Source organism: Pararobbsia alpina, from assembly GCF_965118125.1.
GTDB lineage: Bacteria > Pseudomonadota > Gammaproteobacteria > Burkholderiales > Burkholderiaceae > Pararobbsia > Pararobbsia alpina_A.
Map to the genome: position 1 here is coordinate 50,484 of NZ_OZ221288.1, position 24,775 is coordinate 75,258.

21 protein-coding genes are annotated in these 24,775 nt (G+C 62.0%); 13 read left to right on the forward strand and 8 right to left on the reverse strand.

Annotated features, from left to right (window positions below):
* Window positions 1–8 precede the first annotated feature (8 nt).
* The gene (locus tag ACMFWR_RS18755; protein ID WP_413196203.1) at window positions 9–1,148 is read left to right on the forward strand and encodes an ABC transporter ATP-binding protein; all 1,140 of its coding nucleotides are present in this window, start codon (window positions 9–11) and stop codon (window positions 1,146–1,148) included.
* Between the two features lie 103 nt (window positions 1,149–1,251).
* Here ACMFWR_RS18755 and ACMFWR_RS18760 read toward each other — a convergent pair whose 3' ends face one another.
* Window positions 1,252–1,962 (reverse strand): VC0807 family protein, encoded by a 711-nt coding sequence (locus ACMFWR_RS18760; protein WP_413196204.1) that lies wholly within the window; start codon window positions 1,960–1,962, stop codon window positions 1,252–1,254.
* A 251-nt stretch (window positions 1,963–2,213) separates the two neighbouring features.
* Here ACMFWR_RS18760 and ACMFWR_RS18765 point away from each other — a divergent pair, with 251 nt between their 5' ends.
* The 3 genes from ACMFWR_RS18765 to ACMFWR_RS18775 all read left to right on the forward strand — a co-directional run bounded on the left by ACMFWR_RS18765 (window position 2,214) and on the right by ACMFWR_RS18775 (window position 4,080).
* On the forward strand, window positions 2,214–3,188 hold the full coding sequence (locus ACMFWR_RS18765; protein WP_413196205.1) for a hypothetical protein: 975 nt from the start codon (window positions 2,214–2,216) through the stop codon (window positions 3,186–3,188).
* 210 nt (window positions 3,189–3,398) lie between these two features.
* Window positions 3,399–3,614 (forward strand): DUF4160 domain-containing protein, encoded by a 216-nt coding sequence (locus ACMFWR_RS18770; protein WP_413197395.1) that lies wholly within the window; start codon window positions 3,399–3,401, stop codon window positions 3,612–3,614.
* On the forward strand, window positions 3,601–4,080 hold the full coding sequence (locus tag ACMFWR_RS18775; protein WP_413196206.1) for a DUF2442 domain-containing protein: 480 nt from the start codon (window positions 3,601–3,603) through the stop codon (window positions 4,078–4,080). Before ACMFWR_RS18770 ends, ACMFWR_RS18775 begins: the two co-directional genes overlap by 14 nt.
* A 2-nt stretch (window positions 4,081–4,082) precedes the next feature.
* Here the strand turns inward: ACMFWR_RS18775 and ACMFWR_RS18780 are convergent, their stop codons facing one another.
* Window positions 4,083–5,666, reverse strand: coding sequence for an SH3 domain-containing protein (locus ACMFWR_RS18780; RefSeq protein WP_413196207.1), 1,584 nt, complete (start codon window positions 5,664–5,666; stop codon window positions 4,083–4,085).
* 550 nt (window positions 5,667–6,216) lie between these two features.
* Between ACMFWR_RS18780 and ACMFWR_RS18785 the strand changes: the two genes are divergently transcribed.
* Window positions 6,217–7,617, forward strand: coding sequence for a sugar porter family MFS transporter (locus ACMFWR_RS18785; protein WP_413196208.1), 1,401 nt, complete (start codon window positions 6,217–6,219; stop codon window positions 7,615–7,617).
* Here the strand turns inward: ACMFWR_RS18785 and ACMFWR_RS18790 are convergent.
* Entirely contained in the window at window positions 7,614–9,248 is a 1,635-nt protein-coding gene (locus ACMFWR_RS18790) for an MFS transporter (protein WP_413196209.1), read from the reverse strand. The two genes, ACMFWR_RS18785 and ACMFWR_RS18790, sit on opposite strands and share 4 nt — an antisense overlap.
* A 223-nt stretch (window positions 9,249–9,471) precedes the next feature.
* Between ACMFWR_RS18790 and ACMFWR_RS18795 the strand changes: the two genes are divergently transcribed.
* From ACMFWR_RS18795 to poxB, 3 genes are all read left to right on the forward strand, one after another.
* On the forward strand, window positions 9,472–10,500 hold the full coding sequence (locus tag ACMFWR_RS18795; protein WP_413197396.1) for an HlyD family secretion protein: 1,029 nt from the start codon (window positions 9,472–9,474) through the stop codon (window positions 10,498–10,500).
* Window positions 10,497–11,948 carry an efflux transporter outer membrane subunit gene (locus tag ACMFWR_RS18800; RefSeq protein WP_413196210.1) on the forward strand — a complete coding sequence of 484 codons (1,452 nt, stop codon included), beginning with the start codon at window positions 10,497–10,499 and terminating at the stop codon, window positions 11,946–11,948. Before ACMFWR_RS18795 ends, ACMFWR_RS18800 begins: the two co-directional genes overlap by 4 nt.
* A gap of 97 nt (window positions 11,949–12,045) precedes the next feature.
* Window positions 12,046–13,767 (forward strand): ubiquinone-dependent pyruvate dehydrogenase, encoded by a 1,722-nt coding sequence (gene poxB / locus ACMFWR_RS18805; RefSeq protein ID WP_413196211.1) that lies wholly within the window; start codon window positions 12,046–12,048, stop codon window positions 13,765–13,767.
* Between the two features lie 218 nt (window positions 13,768–13,985).
* Here poxB and ACMFWR_RS18810 read toward each other — a convergent pair whose 3' ends face one another.
* Both ACMFWR_RS18810 and ACMFWR_RS18815 read right to left on the reverse strand, forming a co-directional pair.
* Window positions 13,986–15,137, reverse strand: a complete 1,152-nt coding sequence (locus tag ACMFWR_RS18810; RefSeq protein ID WP_413196212.1) for a Gfo/Idh/MocA family protein — start codon at window positions 15,135–15,137, stop codon at window positions 13,986–13,988.
* Between the two features lie 5 nt (window positions 15,138–15,142).
* Window positions 15,143–15,916: a sugar phosphate isomerase/epimerase family protein gene (locus tag ACMFWR_RS18815; RefSeq protein ID WP_413196213.1), complete on the reverse strand. Its 774-nt coding sequence runs from the start codon at window positions 15,914–15,916 to the stop codon at window positions 15,143–15,145.
* 150 nt (window positions 15,917–16,066) lie between these two features.
* Between ACMFWR_RS18815 and ACMFWR_RS18820 the strand changes: the two genes are divergently transcribed.
* Complete coding sequence (locus ACMFWR_RS18820; RefSeq protein WP_413196214.1) at window positions 16,067–16,948, forward strand: AraC family transcriptional regulator; 882 nt, start codon at window positions 16,067–16,069, stop codon at window positions 16,946–16,948.
* A 21-nt stretch (window positions 16,949–16,969) separates the two neighbouring features.
* Here the strand turns inward: ACMFWR_RS18820 and ACMFWR_RS18825 are convergent, their stop codons facing one another.
* A complete protein-coding gene (locus tag ACMFWR_RS18825; protein ID WP_413196215.1) occupies window positions 16,970–17,107 on the reverse strand; it encodes a hypothetical protein in 138 nt (45 codons plus the stop codon).
* Window positions 17,108–17,473: 366 nt separating this feature from the next.
* On the opposite strand from ACMFWR_RS18825, the gene ACMFWR_RS18830 reads away from it, so the two are divergent.
* Together ACMFWR_RS18830 and ACMFWR_RS18835 are read left to right on the forward strand one after the other, a co-directional pair.
* On the forward strand, window positions 17,474–19,969 hold the full coding sequence (locus ACMFWR_RS18830; protein ID WP_413196216.1) for an AsmA family protein: 2,496 nt from the start codon (window positions 17,474–17,476) through the stop codon (window positions 19,967–19,969).
* A gap of 156 nt (window positions 19,970–20,125) precedes the next feature.
* Entirely contained in the window at window positions 20,126–20,449 is a 324-nt protein-coding gene (locus tag ACMFWR_RS18835; protein WP_413196217.1) for a thioredoxin family protein, read from the forward strand.
* A 107-nt stretch (window positions 20,450–20,556) separates the two neighbouring features.
* Here the strand turns inward: ACMFWR_RS18835 and ACMFWR_RS18840 are convergent, their stop codons facing one another.
* Window positions 20,557–21,303, reverse strand: coding sequence for an SDR family NAD(P)-dependent oxidoreductase (locus ACMFWR_RS18840; protein WP_413196218.1), 747 nt, complete (start codon window positions 21,301–21,303; stop codon window positions 20,557–20,559).
* Window positions 21,304–21,572: 269 nt separating this feature from the next.
* Between ACMFWR_RS18840 and ACMFWR_RS18845 the strand changes: the two genes are divergently transcribed.
* Together ACMFWR_RS18845 and ACMFWR_RS18850 are read left to right on the forward strand one after the other, a co-directional pair.
* Window positions 21,573–22,472: a LysR substrate-binding domain-containing protein gene (locus ACMFWR_RS18845; protein WP_413196219.1), complete on the forward strand. Its 900-nt coding sequence runs from the start codon at window positions 21,573–21,575 to the stop codon at window positions 22,470–22,472.
* Between the two features lie 495 nt (window positions 22,473–22,967).
* Window positions 22,968–23,876, forward strand: coding sequence for an ankyrin repeat domain-containing protein (locus tag ACMFWR_RS18850; RefSeq protein ID WP_413197397.1), 909 nt, complete (start codon window positions 22,968–22,970; stop codon window positions 23,874–23,876).
* Here ACMFWR_RS18850 and ACMFWR_RS18855 read toward each other — a convergent pair.
* Window positions 23,873–24,685 carry an SDR family NAD(P)-dependent oxidoreductase gene (locus tag ACMFWR_RS18855; RefSeq protein WP_413196220.1) on the reverse strand — a complete coding sequence of 271 codons (813 nt, stop codon included), beginning with the start codon at window positions 24,683–24,685 and terminating at the stop codon, window positions 23,873–23,875. The genes ACMFWR_RS18850 and ACMFWR_RS18855 overlap by 4 nt on opposite strands.
* Window positions 24,686–24,775: the final 90 nt, after the last annotated feature.

Genomic DNA, 24,775 nt, shown 5'->3' on the forward strand with positions numbered 1-24,775 from the left:
CAAGCATCATGGCTAGCATTTCATTGACGAACGTCTACAAGTCCTACGGAACGAACGCACCGGTGATCCGGGACGTCAATCTGCAGATCGACAACTCGGAGTTCTGCGTGTTTCTCGGGCCGTCGGGTTGCGGCAAGTCGACGCTGCTGCGCATGGTCGCAGGGTTGGAAACGATCACGGCGGGCGACCTGAAGATCGGTGGCCAGACGATGAACCTCGTGCCGCCGTCGCGCCGCAAAGTCGCCATGGTGTTCCAGAACTACGCGCTGTATCCGCATATGACGGTGCGCGAGAACCTGGCGTTCGGGCTCAAGCAGGCGAAGAAGCCCGTCGACTACATCAATCAACGGATCGGTGAAGCGGCGCGCATTCTCGAGCTGGAGCCTTTGCTCGATCGCAAGCCCAAGGCGCTCTCGGGCGGTCAGCGTCAGCGTGTGGCGATCGGCCGCGCGATCGTGCGCGAGCCGGGCGTGTTCCTGTTCGACGAACCGCTGTCGAATCTCGACGCCGCGCTGCGTGTGCAGACGCGCACGGAGATCGCGCGTATCCACAAGGAATTCAGTCAGGCCAGCGCAATCTACGTGACGCACGATCAGATCGAAGCCATGGCGCTCGCCGACAAGATCGTGCTGCTTCACAGCGGCAAGGACACCGAGCAGTTCGGCAGCATCGCGCAGGTCGGCGCGCCGCTCGAGCTGTATCACCGTCCGCGCAGCAAGTTTGTCGCGGGCTTTATCGGCTCGCCGAAGATGAACTTTATCGAAGGTACGGTGGCCTCGGTGGACGCACAGGGCGTCGTGGTGCGGCTGCGTAGCGGCGAATCGATCCGTGCGGCCGTCGACGGCGCGGGCGTCGGCAACGGCGCTGCGGTGACACTCGGCATTCGTCCAGAGCATTTTGTGCCCGACGCGGGCAGCGCGGCGGCGCCGGATGCCCGCCAGACGATCACGCGGCAAGTGCGGCTCGTCGAGCGGCTTGGCGAGCACTCGTATGTGCATCTGGAGAGCGAACACAACGAGCCAATGATCGCGAAGCTGCCCGGCGATGCGACGCAGGCGGTCGGCGACCGGATCGCGCTCGGCGTGCCGGCCAGCGTGTGCCACGTGTTCGATGGCAAGGGACTGGCCTTGCCGGTATTGGCTCGGTAAAGGCTCGTTAAAGAAAAGTCGTTGGCGGGAAGTTGAACGTTGAACGCCGAGCGACGAAAGACGGTCGGACGTCCGACTTCAGGAGACGAAAGAGCGAAAGGGACTAGCCCGCGCCGCCTTCGGTGTCGGTTCGCGGGCTGTCCCAGATCACATTCTTCGGCACAGGGACATCGGCGAGCTTCGCCGAGTAGAAGCGGATGATCCGCTTGCGATACCACCATGTCCACATGCCCAGCAGGCCATAGGTCCCGTACGAAACCCACGGACTGATCAGCAGCACTTGCCCCGGTGTCAGCGTTTCGATCAGCGTCACTTTGATCGCGGCCTCGAACACGAGGCCCGCTCCCCACGCAGCATTCATCGTCACGAGCCACGGTGCACAGCGTCCGTTCTCGCGGATCGCGACCTGATCGAATTTCGTTGCGTGGTCGGCGTTCTGGCGCACGAGGGTGGCCCGAGCCAGATAGAACATCATCGGGCGGCGACCGAACATCGAGAGCAGGAACGCAAGGCCCACGACACCGCTGATCAGCGATTCGCGCATCAGCAGCATTTTCGGGCTGCCGCCGAGTGCCGTAGCAAGGATCGACAGCACGATACCGGCGAGGATGATGATGCTCACGGCATCGACGCGCCGGTGCTGGAGCCATTGCCCGATGCTCCAGAGCGTCGGCGGCACGCTCGACGCAATGAGCGCGCCACTCGTGCCCCAGTACGGTTCCGTCCAGTGATAGACGAGCCAGGGCAGCACAAAGTTGACGGCGATTTCGCCGCCGAGGTTCAGATGACGCGAATTCAGGCGTATCGGTCGCATGCGGGCAGGAGTGTCGGAAAGTCTCGGAAGGGGAGTCAGACGGCTTCGCCACGGTGAAACTGGCACGATTTTAACGCTCGTAAGGTATTTGTGGGCGGGCGGGATTTCGCTTGCCGCGCCGGGCGTTGCGCTCAGCGACGGTTCAGCCGGAGGGCGGTGGGTAGTCGCGTTCTTCGACGAGTTCTGCGAGAATCCCGGTCCGCTTGCGCAGTACGTGCGCCATTTGCAACCGACTCAGGACTCGAAGCTGGATGGATATCCGGATCAATGAAGAACTTCGCGCGTATATCGATCCGCTGACCGAAGACGAATTTTCCGCGCTCGAGCGCAGCCTGCTCGCCGAAGGGTGCCGCGATGCGCTCGTCCTGTGGGGCGACTTGCTGGTCGACGGCCACAACCGCTACACGATCTGCAAGAAGCACGATCTGCAGTTCCAGACCGTGCAGAACACGCGTTTCGAAACGATCGACGATGTGCATCTGTGGATGATCGACAACCACCTCGGTCGCCGCAGCGTATCGGACTTCCAGCGCGGCGTGCTGGCGTTGCGCAAGAAGGAGATCATGGCCTTGCGCGCGGCATCGGGCGACGCGGACGGCAATACCGGGCCGGACAGCACGGGCATCGACGGCGCAGGTGGGACCTCGGCACAGGACAGTCGCCCTGGCACCGGTAACGCCGACGGCGCAGGCGGCGAGCATGGCGCCGCCGCGGGTGCATCGGGTAGCGGCGAATCGCGTTCGCGCCCGGCCATCAAAAGCCGTGAAGCGATCGCACGCGAGGCACGCATCAGTAGCACAACGGTCAGCCACATCGAAAAGATTCAGAAGGCTGCGGCGCCTGAACTCGTAGCCGCAGTCAAATTGGGCACGATCTCGATCAACGCCGCAGCAGCAGTCGCCTCGCTGCCCGAAGACGAACAGATCGCGGCGGTCGCAGGTGGCAGAAAGGAATTACGCGAGGCCGCACGACGCGTCCGCGCGTCCAAGACGCCAACGCGGCGCGCACCCAGGGCCGACGACGCAGGAGCGAACGCCTCAACAGATTCGACGGCAACAACGGCGGACGGCGTCGCACCCTGGGAGGCCAGTCCCGAAACTGCATCCTCGGCCGAGGTCGCACAGCTTCGCGCCCGCGTTGCATCACTGACGGAAGAGAACACCGTCCTGAAGCAACGCATCGCGGAGCTGATGTCGCAACTCAACGAAGCGAACCCGGCTGTTTGAGCGACAGTCGGAGCACGGACGAATACGACGCGACTACGCGTTGAGACACGCATGTCAGTAGAGAGAATGGGCTTCCGGAAACTTGCTTCCTGAAATAGTGAGCGGTTTCTGGAAGCCCATTTTCGTACGGGAGCCGATAGTCGATCAAAAACCCAACAATGGGATATGATCGACATGCCAACACAGTTCAGAACACAGGGTTACTCTGTGATGATCTATTCCGACGATCATCGACCTCCGCATATCCACGTCATCGGATCTGACGGAGAGGTGGTATTTGACTTGAACTGCCCTGACGGACCGCTTGAGGTTCGTCGGAGACGCGGCAAGGTATTGATCACCGTCGTCCGAAGGCTCATTAACGACATCAGCCCGGAAATCCGGCGCTTATGTACGGTATGGAGAAAGATGCATGGCTATCACTAAACGCGACCTCGAGAAGGCAGATCGTGCGGACGCCGCGGAGGGACCCTGTGCGGTATCGGCGCGCTACCGACGTGCAAGCCACAAGATCGAGGTCGAATACGACAACGGGGTGACGGTTGCAGTTCCGGTCGGCCTCATTCAGGAGTTCACGCTGTTGCCCGAGTTCCCGACTGCAGCGGGCCTGTCGAGGGTGGAAGTGTGGGGGGGAGGACGGGCAATCTATTTTCCGAAGATCGATGCCTGGATCTATGCCCCTTCGTTTCTGAAAGGCATTTTCGGCACGAAGGCGTGGATGGCCGAGATCGCACGTGGATTGGGTTCGGCGAAATCGCCAGCGAAAGCGGCGGCGGCTCGCGAAAACGGCAAGAAGGGCGGCCGTCCGCGCAAGTCGACCGTCGCCACGACAGACAAGCCCCCGCTGCGCCGAAACTCTGCGGCCCGTGACTCTGCTGCCCGGACTGCATAAGCTCAGCTGGCCGGATCGTCTCCACTCTCCGGATTGAAACCCGGCGGAACGGGGCCGTCGATCGTCGTGACTTCGAACACGGGGCCGGCTGCGAGCGAGCGGAGGTCCGGGTCTTCGGGGATCTCGAGTGTCAGCGGCATGATCACCGATCCGCCAATGATTGCGCGCCGCGTGTTCTGCGCGGGGCGCAGACCCCAGATGTCCTGATAAACGACCGGTACAACGTGATCGTCGCGCGTCGTATTGCCGAGATACAGCATCACGTGCCCGCCGATATAGATGATCGTGCGCAGCGGCACGCCATGTTGCGAGAGCCAGGCGATGCGTTCAGCCGGCGTGCGCGAGGTCAGGTCCACATGCGTGCCCGCGGTCATCTGATTCGACGAATGACGCGGCAGCCACACGCCGAACGCGGTATAGATGCTCTGTAGCTCCGACGAGCAATCGTTGTAGAACCCCGTATTGCCCCAGCCATAGGGTCGGCCGATCAACGACTTCATCAGCATGGCGAAGTGTCGCGGCGTGGCGACCCAGGGCATCGGTATGATCGCCTGCTCACCGGCTGGCAAACGTGCCATGCGTATCGTCGCGTGCTGCTCGGCATCCTGAACAGGGACCAGCACTTCCGTACCCGATGCATCGCGCGACGCGATCGGCAGCACAGTTCCGGCCGGCGCCGCAAAGCGGAACACGCCATTGCTGTCACGCACGGGCACCGACGCAGCGACGACAGCACCGAGACTTTGCTTTGCCGCGCTTCTCCAGCGCGAGATGAACGCCTCATCGACAAAACCGACGTCCTTGCTCGGTATCCACCCCTGAACCTCAGTCGTCTGGACATACCGCCATTCGCCATCGACCGATGCGCCGAGCACATACAACGGTGTGCCGGGGCGGATTGACGAGATCTGCAGATTGTCGAACGGATAGCCTTCGCCCGCGATCTTGCTGTCGTAGAAGAACGGATCGGCCGTGGGCAGGCTGCGCACCAGCGCATTGTCGGTCGCGATTGCGCGCCGCACTGCCGCGTAACCGGCATTGCGCGAGAACTGGCCGACGTCGATATTGGCCGAGATCGCGTCGATCCAGGTCACGTCGTGCTCGCGCAGATTCTGTCCGTAGCCGCGATGTCTCGCGTCCTGCATCCGGTTGTCGAAATGTGCGATGCGGCGTCGCTGCAGTGCCGCAATATCGTCACCGCCATGCCGGTAGATCGCTGCCGTGACGAACTGAGGGTTCCATGGCGACGGATCCTGCGGACCCGTGCCGAAATAGCGCGCGAGCAGCGCATCGTACTGCGCGCGCTGATTGGCATCCGACAACAGCGGCTTGTCGTAGTCAGCCGAAGACGGATCGATCCAATGATCGACGTTCTGATCGTAGTGCTGCAGCGGGAAGGGCTCGGCCACGTCGACGTGCCGGGGAGCAGGGCTGAACGGCATGAGCCATGAGCAACCTGACAGGGCGGTACCGAGCAGCAGCGTCGACAACAGGGTCAGCAGCGGCGACACCCGAGGTGTCGAAGCCTGCCGCGTGCGAGGGCGCATGAACGTGAGGAGCGATGGAACGATGGCAACTGGCGACATGCGATGGGCCGATGAGGTGGTCCAAAAAAGTAGGCCAACAAGCGAACAAGTACGTCACGCCACGAGCGCGAACACCGCATGATACGACGCGCGCATGCACTTGCCGGTCATGGATAAAAAAATGCGCGCTCTAATTTCGATTCCGTCTTCGGAATTTTCCTATTCGAAATAACGCGTATTCCGCCTCCGAATACGACAAGGATGCCGGTTTTAACGGCGCATGCCGATGCCTGTTTCCCCGATTGTGTCGGCCGTCCCTCTCCGTTCTCCCGAATTGCACATCGATGCGGCACGTCGATTGCTGTGCCATCAGCGATGTCGTGCCGTGCGAGACGATCAGCCATGTACGGTGAACTGCGTGACACGGCCTGCTGTGGTATTAACTCGGGCATCTTCCTTGAGCATGTTTATTGAGCCGTATCGAAGAAGACGATTTTGATTCATTCGTGGGGCGCGTGCGTGCGCGGAGTGAAAACGCATATCGCGACACTGTTGATCCCGACGCATTGTCGACAACGTGCCCCATATATCGCATTGGCAGGAGTTTTTGATGGCTTCCGTTTCGCATTCTCACGCAACACCTCACACGTATAGCCGCACTCGCGTGTGGGTGACCTCCGCGATGGCCGCACTGGCCGGCCTGTTATTCGGTCTCGATATCGGCGTGATTGCCGGTGCATTGCCGTTTATCGCCAAGGACTTTCACGTCGACGATCACACACAGGAGTGGATCGTCAGTTCGATGATGGTCGGCGCGGCGATCGGTGCGCTCGTCGCCGGCTGGCTGTCGTTCCACCTCGGACGCAAGTATTCATTGCTGCTGGGTGCCGCATTGTTTATCGCCGGATCATTGCTCTGCGCCTATGCACCGAACACCGAGCTGCTGATCGGCGCGCGCCTGATTCTTGGCGTGGCGGTCGGGATCGCCACGTTCACGGCGCCGCTCTATCTGTCGGAAGTCGCGCCGGGGCACGTGCGCGGCGCGATGGTGTCGACGTATCAACTCATGATCACGGTCGGCATTCTCGTCGCGTTCCTGTCGGACACGGCTTTCTCGGCAAGCGGCTCGTGGCGCTGGATGCTGGGTGTCGTGTCGATCCCCGCAGTGTTGTTTCTGCTCGGCGTGCTCACGTTGCCGCGCAGCCCGCGCTGGCTCATGATGAAGGGGCGCAACGACGAGGCCCGTGTCGTGCTTCGCATGCTGCGGCCCGATGACAAGACCGTCGAGCAGGAGATGAAGGACATCTCGAAGCAGCTTGAAGTCAAGGACGAGGGCTTTTCATTGCTGCGCCGTAGCGGCAACTTCCGGCGCTCGGTCATGATGGGTATTGCGCTTCAGGTCGTGCAGCAATTGACCGGCATCAATGTGGTCATGTATTACGCGCCGCGCATTTTCGGCATCGCGGGATATAGCGGTCACACGGCTCAGTTGTGGGGCACGGTCATCGTCGGTGCGGTCAATGTCCTGGCGACGTTCATCGCCATTCTGTTCGTCGATCGCTGGGGCCGTCGCCCGATCCTGATCTCGGGCTTTTCGGTCATGACGGTCGGGATGGGCGCGCTCGCATGGCTCTTGCAAGCCGGTATCAAGACACCAACCGAACAAGTCATTGCCGTCGCGATGTTGCTGATCTTTATCGCGGGGTTTGCGATGTCGGCCGGCCCGGTCATCTGGATCCTGTGCTCGGAAATTCAGCCGATCAAGGGGCGCGATTTCGGCATCGCCGTGTCGACGTTCACGAACTGGGTCGCCAATACGGTCGTGGGCGCGACATTCCTGACGCTGCTCAATTCGCTGGGCCACGCGCAGACGTTCTGGCTCTATGCCGCGTTGAATGCGCTCTTCATTTTCTTCACGTTGTACTTTGTGCCCGAGACAAGCGATGTTCCGCTTGAACGCATCGAAGAAAACCTGATGTCCGGCAAGTCGCTTCGTCAGATCGGACGCTAAGGCGTCGGACGCGGAGGGATCGGACGCGGAGGGGTCGGCGCGGGACGCAGCAGCATCGCGATCACCACCCCGCAGACCGCGCAGACGACGGCGAGCCGATAGTTGTCGGCCAGGGCCAGCGTCGTCGACTGCACGCGCACGACGCGATCGATCACGCCATACGCCATCGTATGGCTCGTCGAGACACTCGCGCCGTGTGCGACCAGCGAGGCCGCACTGCCGGCCAATCGCTGAAGCGTAACCGGATCGGATACGCTGACATGAACGCCCAGCAGATTCGAATGGGTGTTTTCCGCAAGCCGTTGTGTAACCGCAAGCGACGTGGTGCCGAGCTGGCCGCTGAACAGGCGTGTGGTCTGAACGATCGCACCGAAGGTCAACGCGTGCTCGGCTGTCACGTGCTTGCCGAGAAAGAAAATAATCGAGGTCAATGCCATCGTCTGCCCGAGCGCCTGAAGCAATTGCGAAGGGATGAAGTTCGGCTCGGCCCACACCGAGGCAAGCGGCGTTGCGAGCCCGAATGCGAGTGCGATCGTCGCAAAGCCGATCATCACGGCGTGCCGCGCATCCATGCGCAGCAGCAGGTACGCGACGCACGGCGCGAACAGCAATTGCGGAAACGCTACCCAGCGCAATGTGTCGCCGACCTGCAGCGGCCTCAGGCCATAGGTCGTAGCGAGAAACAGCGACGGGATAAAGCTCGTGTTGAGCACCATGAAACGCACGATGCCGACGAGCACGAGCAGCATCACGATATTGGTCTTGCCCAGATAGCCGAGTGAGATGCCGGGCTTGCGCGCGAGCAATTCGCGTACGAAGAAGGCCGCGAGCACGACCACGCTGGCCGCGAGCAACCCGGTGATCAGCGGTGATTGAATCCAGAAGAGCCGCTCGCCCTGATCCAGCGCGATGCACAGCAGCGTGAAACCGGCGGCCCCGAGAATCATGCCGAGGTAGTCGAAGCCGGCCGCGAGCCGCTTGATGGGTTCGTCGGACAGCGACATCAGCAGGCAGAGAATAAAAGGAAACGCGAGCGCAGCGTTTTGCCAGAAGAGCCACCTCCAGCTCAGGTTCTCGCTATACCAGCCTTCGAGCGTCGCCGACAGGTTCAGCGACATTTCGAGGTTCATCGCATAGGCCGCGATGCCGAACGGAATCAGGCGCGGCGGCAGCGTCTTCACCACAAAGCCGACGGTCAATGGAACGAACACGCCCGACGACAGGCCTGCGAGCGTTTGAAGCAGGATAAACGTCGCGTAGTTCGGACTCAGCGGCAGCAGACTTTCGACGACGACAAAGATCGACGCCCCGGTGAGCAGCACGCGGCGCGTGCCGAACACGTACGCGGCCATGATCGCGAGCGGCCCGACAAACATCTGCGATGCCGTAAAGGCGGTATTGATCCACGCACCTTCGTCGAACCCGATGCCCAGCGCACCCCGGACGTCCGCCAGGCCGAGGGAGGTGATACGCGACGTCAGGGTCGATATGACGGCGCCGAGCAAAACGGCAAGAATGGCGGCAAAGCTGCGCAATCCCGGCAAGGCGGTCGCAACAGGCGGGGCCGCGGCGGCGGCAGGGGATGTCGCACCGGGGATGATCGTCGTCGGAGGTGTCAGGGGCGTGCTCATGGACGCCAAGCTTAGCTTGACGATTTGAAATCTGCATATCCGAGGGGAGCGGACTGTAGTGAGCACAACAACACATAACGGACAGGACCAGGGGGTTGTCGATTCGGCGCAGAAGCCTTCGGAGGCCACGGGCGAATCGGCGCATGCGTCTTCCGGGGCGGCGGGCGGGCCGCCTGGCGCTTCGGGACACGCGGCTGCCGGGGCCACGCCCGGGCCATCCGGTGTGCCGCCGACGGCCGTGCCGCCAGAGCCCGGGCGCAGCCGCGCCAAGCTTGTCGCGACCATCGTGGTCGTGCTGTTCGCGCTCGTGCTGATTGTCGCGTTGTATTTCGAGTATGCGCAGGGCGAGCGCAGCACCGATGATGCCTACGTGACCGGGCGCTTGCACGTGATCTCGCCGCGCGTCAACGGCACGGTCGTGCGCTTGCTGATTGATGACAACCAGTTTGTCCACGCGGGTGACACGCTGATCGAACTCGATCCGCGAGATTTCGAGGTCCGCGTCGCGCTTGAACGCTCTCGTGTGGAGCAGTCGGAAGCCGAGCAGTTGCGCGCACAGGCCCAGATCGAGCAGGCGCAATCGGCCATCGTGTCGGCGCACGCGGACGCGGCCAAGGCCGATCTGGATTTCGGTCGCGCACGCGAACTCACGGGCGAATCGCCTCGCGGGCTCTCGCAGCAGGAGTTCGATGCGGCCAACGCCGCTCGGACGTCGGCGCACGCGAGGATCAAGGAAGCCGAGGCGCAAGTCCGCATCGCGCAGGCCGCACTGGCTTCGACGCAGGCCGTCGCCCTGCAGAACAAGGCCGATCTTCGCGATGCCACGCTGCAACTCGAATACACGCATGTCGTGGCGCCGTCCGATGGCTACGTCGGCAAGCGGACCGTCGAAACCGGCAACCGGATCGCGCCGGGTGAAGCCATCATGACCATCGTCGAACCGAACCCCTGGGTCGTCGCCAACTTCCGCGAAACGCAATTGCGCCACGTGACGAAGGGCGACCGGGTCGAGTTGCGCTTCGATGCGATTCCGGATGTGGTGTTCCACGGCCGGGTCGACAGCTATTCACCCGCCACGGGTGCGCAGTTTTCGTTGCTGCCGCCGGACAACGCCACAGGGAATTTCACGAAGGTCACCCAGCGCGTTCCCGTCAAAATCTGGATCGATAATCCGGGCGAGTGGGCGAGCCGGATTCTGCCGGGCTTGTCGGTTGTCGCGACGCTCGAGCCGGCGCGGCGGAGCCAGCCATGAAACGTACGGTGCGCGATATCGTGTGCATCGTCGGTATTGCCAGCGTGGCCGCCTGCACGATTCGCCCGGAAACACCGGCACCGATCGCCGTGGGCTCCGATACGTTCCGGCATCTCGATGTGGCAGCGCCGCTGCCCGTCTCGCTGACGAACTGGCCTGCCTTGTTCAACGACGCCACGCTCACTCGGCTCGTCGATGCAACGGTCAACGGAAACTACGATCTCAAGGCCGCCAATGCGCGTATCGATCAGGCCCGAGCGCTGCTCGGCGTCGACCGGTCGGCGTTGTTCCCAACCGTCGGCGTGGCGTCAGACTATTCGCGAGCACGCGCATCGGGCACCGTCGACAACGCGCTGCCCAAACGCACGATGCATAACTGGGTCGTGCCGGTCGAAGCCGACTATGAACTTGATCTGTGGGGCAAGCTGCGCGGCCAGACGGACGTCGGCAAGGAAGGTGTTGAACAGGCGATCGCACAGCGCGATGCCGCGCGCCTGAACGTGGCCACCGAAGTGGCAAGCGACTACCTGACGCTCCGTTTTGTCGAGCAGGACATCGATGCGCTTCAGCGTTCGATCGAGCTGCGCCGCGTCGCGCTCGAGGTCGCCAATTATCGCGTCAAGGCAGGTACGGCGAGCGATCTCGACAGCCTGCGCGCGTCGTCGGAGCTCGATACGGCCGCAGCCGAATTGTCGGAAAGCGAGCGCACGCGTGAGGATCTCGTCGATGCGATCGCCGTACTCACCGGCATTCCGCCGATGTCGATGCAGATCGATCCGACGCCCCATGCAGTGGTCTATCTGCCCGGTATTCCCGTCGGAATGCCGGCGTCCATTCTCGAGCAACGGCCTGATTTGTTCGCGGCTGCCCGGCAGCTCGATGCGGCGTCGCTCGAGGTGGGCATCGCGAGAACGGCGTGGCTGCCGACCATCACGCTGAGTGCGAGCGGAGGCTTTGCGAGCCGGGATCTGTCGCAGTTTCTCGATCGCAACAGCACGCTCTGGGGACTGGGAATCACCGCGACCGAGACACTCTTCGACGGCGGTAAGCGCGATGCGCTTGTCCAGCTGGCACAGGCGAACGTTGCGATCGCCGATGCCAACTATCGGCAGGTTGCACTGGTCGCGCTGCGCGACGTGCAGGCCGCGTTGAACAGCATTGCTGCGCAAAAAGAGCGCGAAGTGCGCTTCGAGAGAGCGTCGACCGCGTCGAGCCAGGCCGCACGCCTGTCGCTGAGCCGGTATCAGCACGGCTACGTGAGCTATCTGGAAGTGATCGACGCCGACCGCGATGCGCTCAACGTCGAGCGTCAGTTGATTCACAGCCGGCAGGAAGAGGCCGCGGCGACCGTCGGGCTCGTGCGCGCGCTCGGCGGCGGGTGGACGTCGGATGCGGTCAGGCAGGAGGCGGCCACCGCGGCGGCCGCCAGCGCCGTCAGCGCAAAGTAAGCTTGCCCTTCATGTCGATCTGAACAAGCTGGGACTCGCGTGTACGCTCGGGCTTCGGATTTATCTCGACACCGTTCGACATCACGAGGTCAGCACGATGAGCAAACAGACGATTGCAGGTTATCTGGCGAAGAAACTCAAAGCGGTGGGGGTCGAGCGGATATGGGGGGTGACCGGCGATAGTCTCAATGGGCTCGCGTTCAGCCTCGATCAGGTGGGCTCGATCCAGTGGATGCACACGCGGCACGAGGAAAGTGCGGCGTTTGCGGCCGGTGCCGATGCCGCATCGACGGGCAAGCTCGCGGTGTGCGCAGGCAGCTGCGGGCCCGGCAATCTGCATCTGATCAACGGCTTGTTCGACTGTCATCGCAACCACCAGCCTGTGCTGGCGATCGCCGCGCATATTCCGTCGACCGAAATCGGCCTCGGCTATTTCCAGGAAACGCATCCACAGGAGCTGTTCAAGGAGTGCAGCCATTTCGTCGAACTGGTATCGAATGCGTCACAGTTCCCGCGCGTGCTGGATCGTGCTATCCGGACGGCCATTCAGGAGCGTGGCGTGGCCGTGATCGTCCTGCCGGGCGACGTCGCGCTCAGCGACGGACCGACCGAGGAAGCGACCTGGTCGCATACTGTGCCGCCGACAATCGTGCCATCGGGCGTCGACATCGAGCGCATGGCGCAACTTCTCAATAAATCCGATGCCGTGACGATCATGTGCGGCAGCGGTGTGGCCGGTGCGCACGCCGAAGTTGTGGCGCTTGCCGATGCGCTTGGAGCGCCGATCGTGCACGCGCTGCGCGGCAAGCAGTTCATCGAATACGACAACCCGTTTGACGTCGGCATGACGGGCCTGATCGGTTTCAGCTCGGGTTATCACGCGATGGAATCGTGCGACACCTTGCTGCTGCTCGGCTGCGACTTTCCGTATCGGCCGTTTTATCCGAAGCACGGCAATATCATTCAAGTGGATTGGAAGGGCTCGCAACTCGGGCACCGCGCACCGCTGGCGCTGGGGCTCGTGGGGACCGTCAAGGAGACCGTCAACGCCGTCTTGCCGAAGATCACTCGCAAGACAAACCGGAAGTTCCTCGAGAACGCCAAGCGCCACTATGCCGATGCGCGCAAAGGCCTCGACGATCTCGCCAAACCTGCCGGCGCTGGCCGTGCGGTGCATCCTCAATATCTGACGAAGATCATCGATGAAGTCGCGAGTGAAGATGCGATCTTCACGGCAGATGTCGGCACCCCGACGATCTGGGCCGCCCGCTATCTGACGATGAACGGCAAGCGTCAATTGCATGGGTCGTTCAATCACGGTTCGATGGCCAATGCGATGCCGCAGGCGCTGGGCGCACAGGGCGCGAACCCGGGGCGCATGGTCGTATCGATGTCGGGCGACGGCGGACTGTCGATGTTGCTCGGCGACTTGCTGACGGCCGTTCAGCTCAAGCTGCCGATCAAGGTCGTGGTGTTCAACAACAGCTTGCTCGGCTTTGTGTCGATGGAGCTCAAAGCGGGTGGGTACCTCGACACGAACGTCGATTTGAGCAAGACCGATTTTGCGGCCATTGCAAAAGGCGCGGGGATATTCAGCGTGCGCGTCGAGGAATCTGAAGGTGTCGAAGAGGCACTCCGCGCGGCATTCGCCCATCCGGGGCCCGCACTGGTCGACGTCGTGATCTCGAAGTACGAACTGGCCATGCCGCCCACGGTCGAGTTCGCCCACGCACGCGGCTTCAGCCTCTACATGCTGCGCGCCATCCTGAGCGGCCGCGGCGACGAGATCCTCGAACTTGCGGAGACGAATTTGCGGTAGGGAATTTGAAGCGCGCCTGATCGAGGGACATGGCGCGCTGTGAGACGAGGTACGCGACTGCGACGCAATGTGTGTATTCAAGCGCCGATACGGCAGTCTCGGCTTCATAAAAAACGGGCGAATGATCGTTGGATCATTCGCCCTTCAAGCCTCGGAGACTTCGTTTTCAGGCTGGATGCGGAGTCGTTGATGCGTTCGAACGATGTGTCGTTCGACGATCAGGCGACTTCGCGTGCCGCGCCGAATACTTCTTCACCCTCGCCGAGCGGCACGGCAGCCGGACGCTCGCACTGGCTTTCGATCACGATGTGGCGGCCTTCGTTCGACGAGCGCTCGAATGCTTCGAGCACTTCGAGCACGTGCAAAGCGAGCTTGCCGCTTGCGCGATGGGCGCGGCCCTGCTGAATTGCACTCGCCATATCAAGCACGCCCACGATGCGGTAGTCGGCCACCGGGTCACCGTTGCCCTTCGTCCGGTTGTTGACGCCAAACGGGTGAGCGGTGATGTCGAGCGCCTTCCAGTCCGCGTCGCGTTCGCTGATCATCGGCGATCCGCCGAAGAAGTTCGGATCGGGTACCAGCAGGCTGCCTTCCGTGCCGTAGATTTCGATCGGCTGGCGCTGATGGCGCCACACGTCCCACGACGCGCTCAGCGTGACGTTCGCACCGCTTGCGAATTCGAGCAGGCCATTGACGGTCGTCGGGACTTCGACTTCGATCTTCGTGCCCTTGAGTGGCTCGCTCGTCACGACGCGCACCGGATTGCCGATGGTCGTGATGCCCGATACCCGAGCGACCGGCCCGAGCATATTGACGAGCTGGGTGATGTAGTACGGACCCAGATCCAGAATCGGGCCACCACCCGGCTTGAAGAAGAACTCGGGGTTCGGATGCCAGTGCTCCATGCCGTGCGAAAGCACGGCAACCGTGCCGCCGACAGCCTGGCCGATACGCCCTTCGTCGATCGCACGGCGCGCAGCCTGATGCGATGCGCCGAAGAACGTGTCGGGCGCGCAGCCCACGCGCAAGCCTTTCGAGTCGGCGAGCGCGATGACTTCACGCGCTGCCGCGAGCTGGGCCGACAGCGGCTTCTCGAGGTACACGTGCTTGCCCGCATTGAGCACTTGCATGCAGACCGGTGCGTGCGCGGCCGGCACGGTCAGGTTGATGACGATCTCGATCTCGGGATCGGCCAGCAGGGCTTCGACGCTCAGTGCCTGCACGCCATACAGTTCCGCCTTGGCCTGTGCTGCTTCATGCCGGAGGTCGGCACATGCCTTGACCTTGATCAACTGCGAACGCGCGGCACCCTTGAAATAGGCGTCGCTGATATTGCCGCATCCAATGATGCCGATGTGAGTCACTGTCATGCTGCTTACCCGTGCAGAGAATTGAGGAACTTGAAGCTCGCGTGCGCGAAGCGGTTCGGGTCGGACGGCTTGTCATGTTCTGCGACGAGCCAGCGCGCGCCCGCAGCACGGCTCGCGTCGGCGAGGTCATGCCAGTCGAGCACGCCGGTGCCGACGTCGGCCCAGCCGTCTTCGTCGAGGGCCTGGCCTTGCGGCGCGATGTCCTTGGCGTGGACCGACACCACGCGGTTGCTATAGCGCTTGAGCCAGACCTTCGGGTCAGCGCCGCCGCGCACCAGCCATGCAACGTCGGCTTGCCAGGTCAGCGGGCTGTCGCCTGCGCCTTCGAACAACAGCTCGAGCGCGTTCTTGCCGCCGTCCTTTTGCTTCAGTTCCCAGTTGTGATTGTGATAACCGAGATGGATGCCGTGTTCAGCGAAGCGGCGTGCAAAGTCGCCGAGTTCACGGCCGAGTGCGCTCCAGTACGGGCCTTCGCTTTCGCGTTCATTCTGCGGTACCGAAGGCATAAAGAGCTGCGTGAAGCCGAGCGTCTTGCATGCGGCGACGATCTTGTCGAAGCGCGTGCGCAGGGCGTCGAGACTCACATGGCTTGACGAGGCCTTGAGGCCGCGCGCGTCGAGCTTGGCTCGCACGTTGTCGGCGTCGTCGAGGTGGGCGCCGATCAATTCGACGTATTGATAGCCGGCCGCCTTAACTGTGTCGAGTTCCTGGTCGAGGTTGCCCAGGTTACGCAGGCTGTAGATCTGGATCGAGATAGGCAATGCTTGTGCTGCTGCCACGTGTCATTCCTCCAATGTGGGATCTGGGGTTTTCATCACCGTCTGTCGGGTGAATTCACATAGAATCATCCCAGCCAGCGTGCCACAGAGACATAACCGGAGGCGGGATCCATCTGACCAAACCCGAGATTTCGCGTCCGTATTTACCCTATGCATCCGAGCCTGACCCCTCCGCCGAATCTTGACCCGAGCAGTGTGCCGACGCTGCGGCAGCCTAATCTTTCCGCCAGTTTTCAGCTGACGGGCGCCCATTCACGCGACGTGCCGGCCGGCTGGGCCTATCCGCGGCACGATCACCCGTACTTCGAGATCTGTCTGCTCGAGTCGGGGCAGCAGGAGACGCGGCTCACGGGGCGTACGCTGCACCAGGAGCCCAATGACTTGCTGTTGCTGTGCCCGTTCGATGCGCACGCCAGCACGGCATCCGTCGATTCAAAGCTGTATTGCATCCACTTCGATATCGATGAACTCGCGCTGCGGCGTTTGTTGTGCCGGGGCGGTTCGCGGATCATCGGGGCCGATACGACGGTCGGCGAGCGGTTGCGGCCGATTCTCAAGCAAATGCGTTCGATCCCGACGCACGAAGGATTGATCTCACGGCTCGAACTCGCATCAGGCTTGTTCGCAGTGTTTGCCGTGCTCGCGGGCGCGTATCAGATTGAATATGCCGCGTTACCGGAGTTGCCCCAGGCAACGTTGCAAACGGCAACGCGGTTAGCCGAGCGCATTGAACGCGAGGTGGACATCGGTGGGGCAGCGACGATCGAATCGATGATTCGTCAGCTCGGCTATCACCCTGACTATGGGAATTCCTTGTTCCGGCAGGTGTTCGGATTGTCCGCGCGTCAGTACGAATCAACGCTAAGGCTGAGGCGCGCCAAGATGCTGTTGCTCGACGACGTGCTGTCGATCGGAGAGATTGCCACGCGGCTGGGCTACGCCGATGGCAATCGTTTCTCACGGCAATTCAAACGCTGGTGCGGCGTATCGCCCGGGGCGTTTCGCGTGCAGCCGAGTCCTGCTGCCAGTTAGTCCGATCGCTTTTGGTCAAGGTCACATTCCAAGGCATCTCATTGCAATGGTCGCGATGAGCAGCATGCCGGCTAAGCCGATGCCGAAGTATGCCCATAGGAAATGCAGCGCTTCACGTTCGCCGTAGCGCGGGAAGAGTCGGTGTGCGAGAGCTTTCATTGTTGTGACCTCATAGAGATCAAAGGCGAACAACGGCGAAAACGCGCCTCAAGGTCAGTCATACGTACTTCTCACTGGGTATGTTGTATCGATTGCATTCGTGAACGCCCCATCGAGCAGCGCTCAAGGCTGTTAAAGCGACTCGAATTGGATCGATAAGATAGACCTCGACGCGGCGAGTGTTGCCTGAATCGCTTGTCAGAATTGGATGAATCGAGTCGCAATCGCGGCGCGTTGGCGAAATCTCGGCCAGAAACACGATTGTTCGCGCGAAGGCTTGCCTTTTTCGGGCACATCAAGTGCTGCACTGCCGGTGTGTAACGAACCGGAGAGCAGACGGTGGCGACGGGTCGAACAATCGGAAAAGTGGCTGGCTGGACGGTGGGCGTGCTCGTGCTGCTCGTCGTGATCCTCGTTGTGATCTTTCTGACGTTCGACTGGAATCGCGCTCGTCCATGGGTCGACGACAAGGTCACGCAGGCGATCGGGCGTCCATTCGCCATCAACGGTGATCTGCGCGTCGGATGGGAGCGCCCGCCGAACGAGGCAGGATGGAAACGATGGATCCCCTGGCCGCGCTTCTCGGCTCGCAATATCACGATCGGCAATCCGGACTGGGCCAAGCAGAAGTACTTCGCGACGCTCGACGAAATCGACTTTCAGGTCGAAGTGCTGCCCCTGCTGGCACACGACATCATCATCCCCGCCATCAATCTTGTGAATCCGTCGGTCGATATCGAACGGCTCAAGGACAACCGCAACAACTGGACGTTCAAGCTGCAAGAGTCGTCGCAGCCATCGATCTGGAATCTTCAACTGCACGACATCTCGTTCGCAAAGGGTGCAATTTCGGTAGCCGACGAGGTCACGTCCGCCAATATGCAGGGGACGATCGACACGCTTGGCCAGCCCCTGCCCATCGGCGAGGTCATGAAGCAGCAGGAAACCGCTTCACGCCAGTCGTCAGCGCAGACAGTTGGCAAGGCGGGGGCTCAGAAGCTGGCGAACCAGGCAAGCGCGGTGGCAGCGGAAGCGGCATCTAGCGTATCGGCGGCGGTCGCGGCTGATTCGGGCAGCGCCAGTGCGACGAGCAGTACCGAAGCAACCGCCGCTGCGAGCGCAACGAGCGGCACCGAGGCCGCAGCTTCGGCGAGCGCCGCGAGTGACTCCACGGCGGCGCAGCGCACCGAAAACAGCAATGAAGGCACCAGCGAAGCGACCAACTCGACCGCCAACGATCAGGCGGCCGCCGGACACCCCGTCGCGAGCGAACCGGTCTATGGCCTCGGGTGGACGATCAAGGGGACCTACAAACATACGAAGGTCACCGGCGAGGGCAAAGTGGGGCAGGTGCTTGCGGTACGTGACGCGCGCCGTCCGTTCCCCCTTCAAGCCGATGTACGCATCGGGGATACTCATATCGCATTCGTCGGCACCGTCACGGACCCGATGCACCTCGCCGCAGTCGATATGCGGCTCTGGTTGCAGGGCGTGAGCCTTGCGCATCTCTATGACGTCACCGGCGTCACGTTGCCCGAGACGCCCCCGTATGCGACCGATGGTCACCTTGTCGGGAATTTCAACAAGAGTGGAAATGTATTCAAATACGAGCACTTTACGGGGCGTGTCGGTGGCAGCGACCTCAACGGCTCGTTGACCTACGCCGGCAAGCAACCGCGCCCATCGCTGACAGGTGAAGTGGAATCGCGTCTGTTGCAATTCTCCGATCTCGCGCCAATCATCGGAGCCGACTCGAACGCAAGCAAGGCCCGCCGCGGCGACGCCGAACGTCAGCCGACGGGCAAGGCCCTGCCGACCGAAGAGTTCAAGACCGACCGCTGGAAGGCCATGGATGCCGATGTGCGGTTCACGGGGCATCGCATCATCAAGAACCCGGATCTGCCGATCACCGATCTCTACACGCACGTGATCATGAAGGATGGCGTGCTGACGCTTCAGCCGCTCAAGTTCGGCGTCGCGGGCGGCACGCTGGCGAACGATATCTATCTGGACGGCAGCACCACGCCGCTTAAGGGCCGATTTCAGACATCGGCGCGGCATCTGAAACTCAAGCAGCTGTTCCCGACGAACAAGACCATGCAGTCGGCACTCGGCGAAATCAACGGCGATGCCCAACTGTCGGCCGTGGGAAATTCGCCTGCCGCGCTCGCCGCGACGTCCAACGGCGAGGTCAAGACGCTGATCAACGACGGCACGGTGAGCCAGCTGTATATGGAGGCGGCAGGGCTTAACGTGGCGAACGTCGTCTATGAAAAGTTGTTCGGGAACAAGGACGTGAAGATCAATTGTGCGGCGGCCGACTTCGTTGTGACGAACGGCGTGCTCGATTCAAGAGTCTTCGCACTGGATACGGATGATGCCGTGATCAATGTCGACGGCACTGTCAACATGAAGGACGAAACGATGGATCTGCATATCCATCCGCACACGAAGGGGTTCCGCATCATCTCGCTGCGTTCGCCGTTGTATGTCAAAGGGACGTTCGAAAAGCCGAGCGTCGGCGTCGATGCGGGTGCGCTCGCGTTGCGCGGAGGCCTCGCGGTCGGCCTCGGACTGATCAATCCGTTCGCGGCGCTAATCCCGTTGCTGCAGCCGAGCAACAACAAACCGTTGCCTTGTCAGCAGATGCTGGCCGATATGGCCAAGGCCCCGACGGCACCGCCTCCGGGCAAGATTGAAAAGCGCAAGGCGGCGCCGGCTTATATGACGTCCGATTCGAGCGCGGCCTCTGCGCCGGCGGCTGCCTCGGCACCCGCTCGCGCACAAGGCCGGGCGAACGCCGATTCGACGCGTTCCGCGCAGACGAATGGCGAGAGCGGTGCGAGCTACGAAAAGCACTGAAGTGCGTTTCCCGGTATGCTCGGAGCCAAGCGATGAGTCGGTGATCGTGACGACGGCTCAGGTGGCGGCCCGGCAAGCGGGTAGCGAGCGGTCGTCGCGATTGGCGACAGAGCGTCAGTCGGCGCGATAGGTCGTCAATATCTTTTGTGATTCTTTATGCAGACCGTGTACACCGAAGCTGCGCCCAGCCGTGCTGAAGTCGATGCTCTGGCCGGCGCGACCCTTGTTGAATTCGGCACGAACTGGTGCGGCTACTGTCGCGCCGCGCAACCGCTGTTGTCCACCGCGATGGACAAGCACGCGGATCTGCGTCATATCAAGGTCGAAGACGGACCGGGACGTGCGCTCGGACGGTCGTTTCGCGTCAAACTCTGGCCGACGCTCATCTTCATGCGCGACGGTCAGGAGATCGCACGTCTCGTGCGCCCGGATGATGTCCAGTCGATCGAGCAGGCACTCGCGGAAATCGACCCGGCCTGAGTGGTCTCTGCGTTAGTGGATCGCCAGCTGAATGCTTAGCCGGCGATCCGGACCCGCATCGATTTAAAGGTTCGAACCTTAAAGCTTGGAACCTTAAGCTTCGAACCTTAGAGCTTCGAACCGCCGTCGACGCGCAACGTGTCGCCCGTGACCCAACGCGCGCTATCCGAAGCAAGAAACGCGACGGCCGAGCCGATTTCATCAGGCTGCGCAATGCGCTTGATCGCTTGAATGCCGAACGCATAGTCGCGTCCTGCATCGGTCTTCGCGAAGTTCGACATATCCGTATCGACAATCCCGGGTGCGACCGCATTGACGCGGATGCCGCGTTCGCCGAGCGTCTGTGCGAAGTGTTTGACGAGCGTATCGATCGCGCCCTTCGTTGCCGCATAGGCGGATAGCGTGCCGACTGCCGCACGTGCAGCAAGCGACGATAGCAGCACGACGCTGCTGCCCTTGCCGAGCACCGGCAGCAATTGCTGAACGAGGAAGTAGGGGGCGCGTACGTTCACGGCGAAGAGATTGTCGAAGTCCTCGACCGTGACGTCCTCGATCGGCGCAGCCTTCGAGATCCCGGCATTCGCGACCAGAATATCCAGTCGATCGCCGATGATTGCCCGCACACGACGTGCGAGCGAATGGGGGCCGTCTGCCGCGCGCAAATCAGCGCCAATCTTCTCCGCATGTCCGCCTGCGGCGCGAATCTCCGCAACGACGGCGTCGGCTTCCTTCTCGCCGCTGCTGTAGTGAACGAGCACCTTCGCACCTGCCTTCGCGAGTGCGAGTGCGCTCGAGCGTCCGATGCCGCGTGATGCGCCCGTGACGAGCGCGGTCTTTCCTGTGAGGTTTGTCATGATCGTTTCCATCAAGGTTGAGAGATATCGCCTCATCGCATCAGCATCCGAACGGCGTGATACCTGCCCGAGCAGTGCCAGGCCGGATGGCCTTGCCCCGCCACTGCGGAAAAAGCCGGCTTGCGTTAGGCTCTTTCCCGACGTCTGCTTGACAGCGATGACCTGGATCTCAATGTAGTGGCTGGTGACGCGGCGGAAAAAGACTTTGTAAGCGGGTACGCATGCTTCGCAGGCATGGTGTACGTTTTTGCTCCCGATCTGGAGGCAGCGTGGAACTTCGGCATCTCCGGTATTTCGTCGCCGTCGCAGAGACAGGCAGCCTGACCGAGGCCGCCGAACACCGGCTCTTCACGTCGCAGCCGTCGTTAAGCCGCCAGATACGGGACCTCGAAGAGGAAGTCGGATCGCCCTTGCTGATTCGCAGCGCGCGCGGGGTCGATCTGACGGACGCCGGGCGCGCCTTTCTCGATCACGCGCGCATGGCGCTCTCGCAAGTCGAGGCTGCGGTTGAAGCAGCGAGGCGCGCATCGCAACCCACCAAGCCGACGCTTGCACTCGGATTTCTGACCGGCACTGAAATGACGTGGTTACCGCGTGCCATGCAGGTGCTGCGCGACGAGTTGCAGGGTATCGAGGTGACGGTTTCGAGCGATTACTCGCCTGACCTCGCCGATGCACTCGCGCGCGGCAAGCTTGATGCGGCGTTTCTACGAACCGAAGCGGGGTTCGGGCTCGAATATCGAATCGTGCGGCGTGAACCGCTTGTCGTGCTAATGCCTAGCGATCATCCGCTGGCGTTACGGGAGCGCATCCGTCCCGAGGATTTCGACGGTGAAGTCTTTGTTGCGACCTCGAACAAGGCCAAGGTGCTGCAAGCGGTGACGCGGGCGTACCTTCAGAAGGCGGGTATCGCGTTTGAACGTGAGCACAATGTCGACAACCTTGCCGGAGCGATGTCCCTCGTCGCATCCACACGCGGACTCGCGTTAATGCCGGCTTACGCGATGAACTTGTTGCCGTGGTCTGTCGTCAGCCGACCGCTGGACGGAGAGGTGCCGATGATCGACCTTGCCGTTGGCTACAACAAGACCAATGCGTCGCCCGTACTCAAGCGGTTCCTCGAACGGCTCGACGAACTCGCGGATGACGGACACGCACGGCTCGTGTGATGGAGCGGCCGGATGCTGAGCTTCGTCAATGTTTTGGACGCCTTTCCGGTCGTGTCGGCGGGGCAGTCGTACTGGAGCGATATCGGCATACATGCCACCGGTGTTCGCCTTACGATGCCTTCTTCGGATCGCTGATGCGGGGAACACATGGAACGCGTTGTTGGGCCGGCCTCACCCTCGTTGCCACGGAGCCGATCGCCGATCACTCGTGCGGTCTCTGGATCGGGAGCGGTTCCCCTTGTACATGACATCGTGAGGGTCGGTGCTCCACGCGCGGCGCCCTACCCCGCGACAGCGGTGAGGAACAATGCCGATGCCATTCGCTCGGTGTGCGGCGAGACGCTTTCGCCACGCTCCGCGTCGTGTGCGGTGAGATCCGCAAACCTCGAGTCGCTCCCGAGGGAAGTGTTTGGCTCGATTTGTCGCTATCTCGACTTTCAAGACGTGCGTTCGATGTCACGGACAAGTCAAAGACTTCGGGCGGCCTTCGACGCCATGCTCGACGGCCTGCCTCGAGCAGAAGTTTGCGAAACGCTGGCGTCCAGCGCAAGTCGCGGCCATCTCGATCACGTGCAATTCCTACTGCAGTTCCCCGCGTTCAGACGTGTGGTCAACAATCCCGACGCGTGGGGCCGCACCGCGCTGTGGTGGGCCGCACGCAACGGGCACACGCAAACGGTGCAGCACTTGTTGTCCGTGCCGGGGATCGATGCGAATCGTTGCAATCCGCTCTGGATTGCGGCGACATTTCGCGCACTCTTTGTCGTGCGCGCGCTGATGGGTCGGGTTGCGGTAGTCAATGCTCGCGAGTGCGGACAAGCGAATGCTGTACTCGGTGCTGCTTCTATTGGGCAAGGCTGGAAAGTCACGACGTTGTTCGGCGATATCGTGATTCCACGTCAACCGGAATTCGAAGGCATGCGCCCGATGGATGCGCTTGACGAGGTTGCACCCGGGCTTTCGTTTCGATACGCAACGACGTGCGCGCGCCAATACCCCTGTTACACGCCGCTTCGCATGGCTGTTGATCGTGGTTACGTCTCGATTGCCCGGCGGCTTTTGAACGACCCGCGAACATGCCCCAATCTCGACTCACCGATTGTTCACGCTGCGTGGAACGGACATCTCGAGATTGTCGATGCGTTACTGAGACGGCCCGACATCGACATCGATGCGTGTGACACATCGGGCCTCAGTGCGCAGCGCGCGGCCATCAGAGGCGGGCGATATCGTGTCGTGGAGCGACTGCTCGAGACCGGACGTGTCGCGCCCGATCTCGAGTTCGCGCTTCAGCAAGAGCAACTGCAAAACAGGGGCGCGCTGCAAGTGATCGCTGCCCTCGAGGCCTATGTCGAAGGGCGGACGCGCTCCGCTCGCGCGCTCGCGCCACGACGCCGTCCTTAAGCTTTGACGGCTACGGCGTAGCGCGACGCAGGGTGCTGGCGCGACAGATTGGGGCGCAGCGCGTCACGTGCATCGATCAGGCGCTGCCAGTCGGCCGTATCGGGCAGCGAGGGGATCGTGACGGTTTCGCCACTATCCAGACCGGCGAGCGCAGCGTCGACCATCTCGCCGACTTCCATGATCATTTCTGCGGGAAATGCGGCGTCGAGATCGATACCCGAATTGCTCCAGATTTCCGTACGCGTCGCGCCAGGCAGGACGGCCTGCACCTGAACACCCGACCCTCCGACCTCCGTGTTGAGCACCTGGCTCAGGTGAAGCAGATAGGCCTTGGTACCACCATAGACGGTATTGCCCGGTTGAATCAGTTGCGACATCACCGAGGCGATGTTGATGATCGCGCCGCGTGCGCGCGATACGAGTCCGGGCAGAACAGCGTGCGACAGTCGCGTCGGCACGACGATGTTGAGTTCGATCTCGCTATTGAGCTTGTCGATGTCCGCCGTTCCCAACGGCGCCAAAGACGCCGTGCCGGCGTTGTTGACGAGCACGCTGACCGTCGCATCCGTGCGCAGCACGTGTTCGACCTTTTCGAGGTCGCTGCGCTTGGTCAGATCGGCGACGATCGTTTGCACCGTGCGGCCCGTTTCGCTGCGCAGGCGCGCGGCGACCGCGTCAAGGCGTTGGCCGTTGCGTGCCACAAGGATCAGGTCATAACCGCGGCGTGCGAGGCGGTCCGCGTAGGTTGCGCCAATACCCGTCGAAGCGCCCGTGATGACGGCCGTGCCTTTGTGCTGTTCGTTGCTCATGTTTGCTCCTGAAAGTGGAATTTGGTGGTTGTGGATGTTGTCCATCATCTTCACCATGAACGCAGCGTATCGGCGTAGAATGTAGATGTC

Bases quoted from the DNA above. Each gene is read 5' to 3' on its own strand.
- ACMFWR_RS18780 (WP_413196207.1), bottom strand. From the start codon at position 5,666: ATGTCGCCAGTTGCCATCGTTCCATCGCTCCTCACGTTCATGCGCCCT.
- ACMFWR_RS18785 (WP_413196208.1), top strand. From the start codon at position 6,217: ATGGCTTCCGTTTCGCATTCTCACGCAACACCTCACACGTATAGCCGC.
- poxB (WP_413196211.1), top strand. From the start codon at position 12,046: ATGAGCAAACAGACGATTGCAGGTTATCTGGCGAAGAAACTCAAAGCG.
- ACMFWR_RS18810 (WP_413196212.1), bottom strand. From the start codon at position 15,137: ATGACAGTGACTCACATCGGCATCATTGGATGCGGCAATATCAGCGAC.
- ACMFWR_RS18765 (WP_413196205.1), top strand. From the start codon at position 2,214: ATGGATATCCGGATCAATGAAGAACTTCGCGCGTATATCGATCCGCTG.
- ACMFWR_RS18840 (WP_413196218.1), bottom strand. From the start codon at position 21,303: ATGACAAACCTCACAGGAAAGACCGCGCTCGTCACGGGCGCATCACGC.
- ACMFWR_RS18770 (WP_413197395.1), top strand. From the start codon at position 3,399: ATGATCTATTCCGACGATCATCGACCTCCGCATATCCACGTCATCGGA.
- ACMFWR_RS18835 (WP_413196217.1), top strand. From the start codon at position 20,126: ATGCAGACCGTGTACACCGAAGCTGCGCCCAGCCGTGCTGAAGTCGAT.
- ACMFWR_RS18790 (WP_413196209.1), bottom strand. From the start codon at position 9,248: ATGAGCACGCCCCTGACACCTCCGACGACGATCATCCCCGGTGCGACA.
- ACMFWR_RS18760 (WP_413196204.1), bottom strand. From the start codon at position 1,962: ATGCGACCGATACGCCTGAATTCGCGTCATCTGAACCTCGGCGGCGAA.
- ACMFWR_RS18775 (WP_413196206.1), top strand. From the start codon at position 3,601: ATGGCTATCACTAAACGCGACCTCGAGAAGGCAGATCGTGCGGACGCC.
- ACMFWR_RS18855 (WP_413196220.1), bottom strand. From the start codon at position 24,685: ATGAGCAACGAACAGCACAAAGGCACGGCCGTCATCACGGGCGCTTCG.
- ACMFWR_RS18825 (WP_413196215.1), bottom strand. From the start codon at position 17,107: ATGAAAGCTCTCGCACACCGACTCTTCCCGCGCTACGGCGAACGTGAA.
- ACMFWR_RS18850 (WP_413197397.1), top strand. From the start codon at position 22,968: ATGCTCGACGGCCTGCCTCGAGCAGAAGTTTGCGAAACGCTGGCGTCC.
- ACMFWR_RS18820 (WP_413196214.1), top strand. From the start codon at position 16,067: ATGCATCCGAGCCTGACCCCTCCGCCGAATCTTGACCCGAGCAGTGTG.
- ACMFWR_RS18755 (WP_413196203.1), top strand. From the start codon at position 9: ATGGCTAGCATTTCATTGACGAACGTCTACAAGTCCTACGGAACGAAC.
- ACMFWR_RS18800 (WP_413196210.1), top strand. From the start codon at position 10,497: ATGAAACGTACGGTGCGCGATATCGTGTGCATCGTCGGTATTGCCAGC.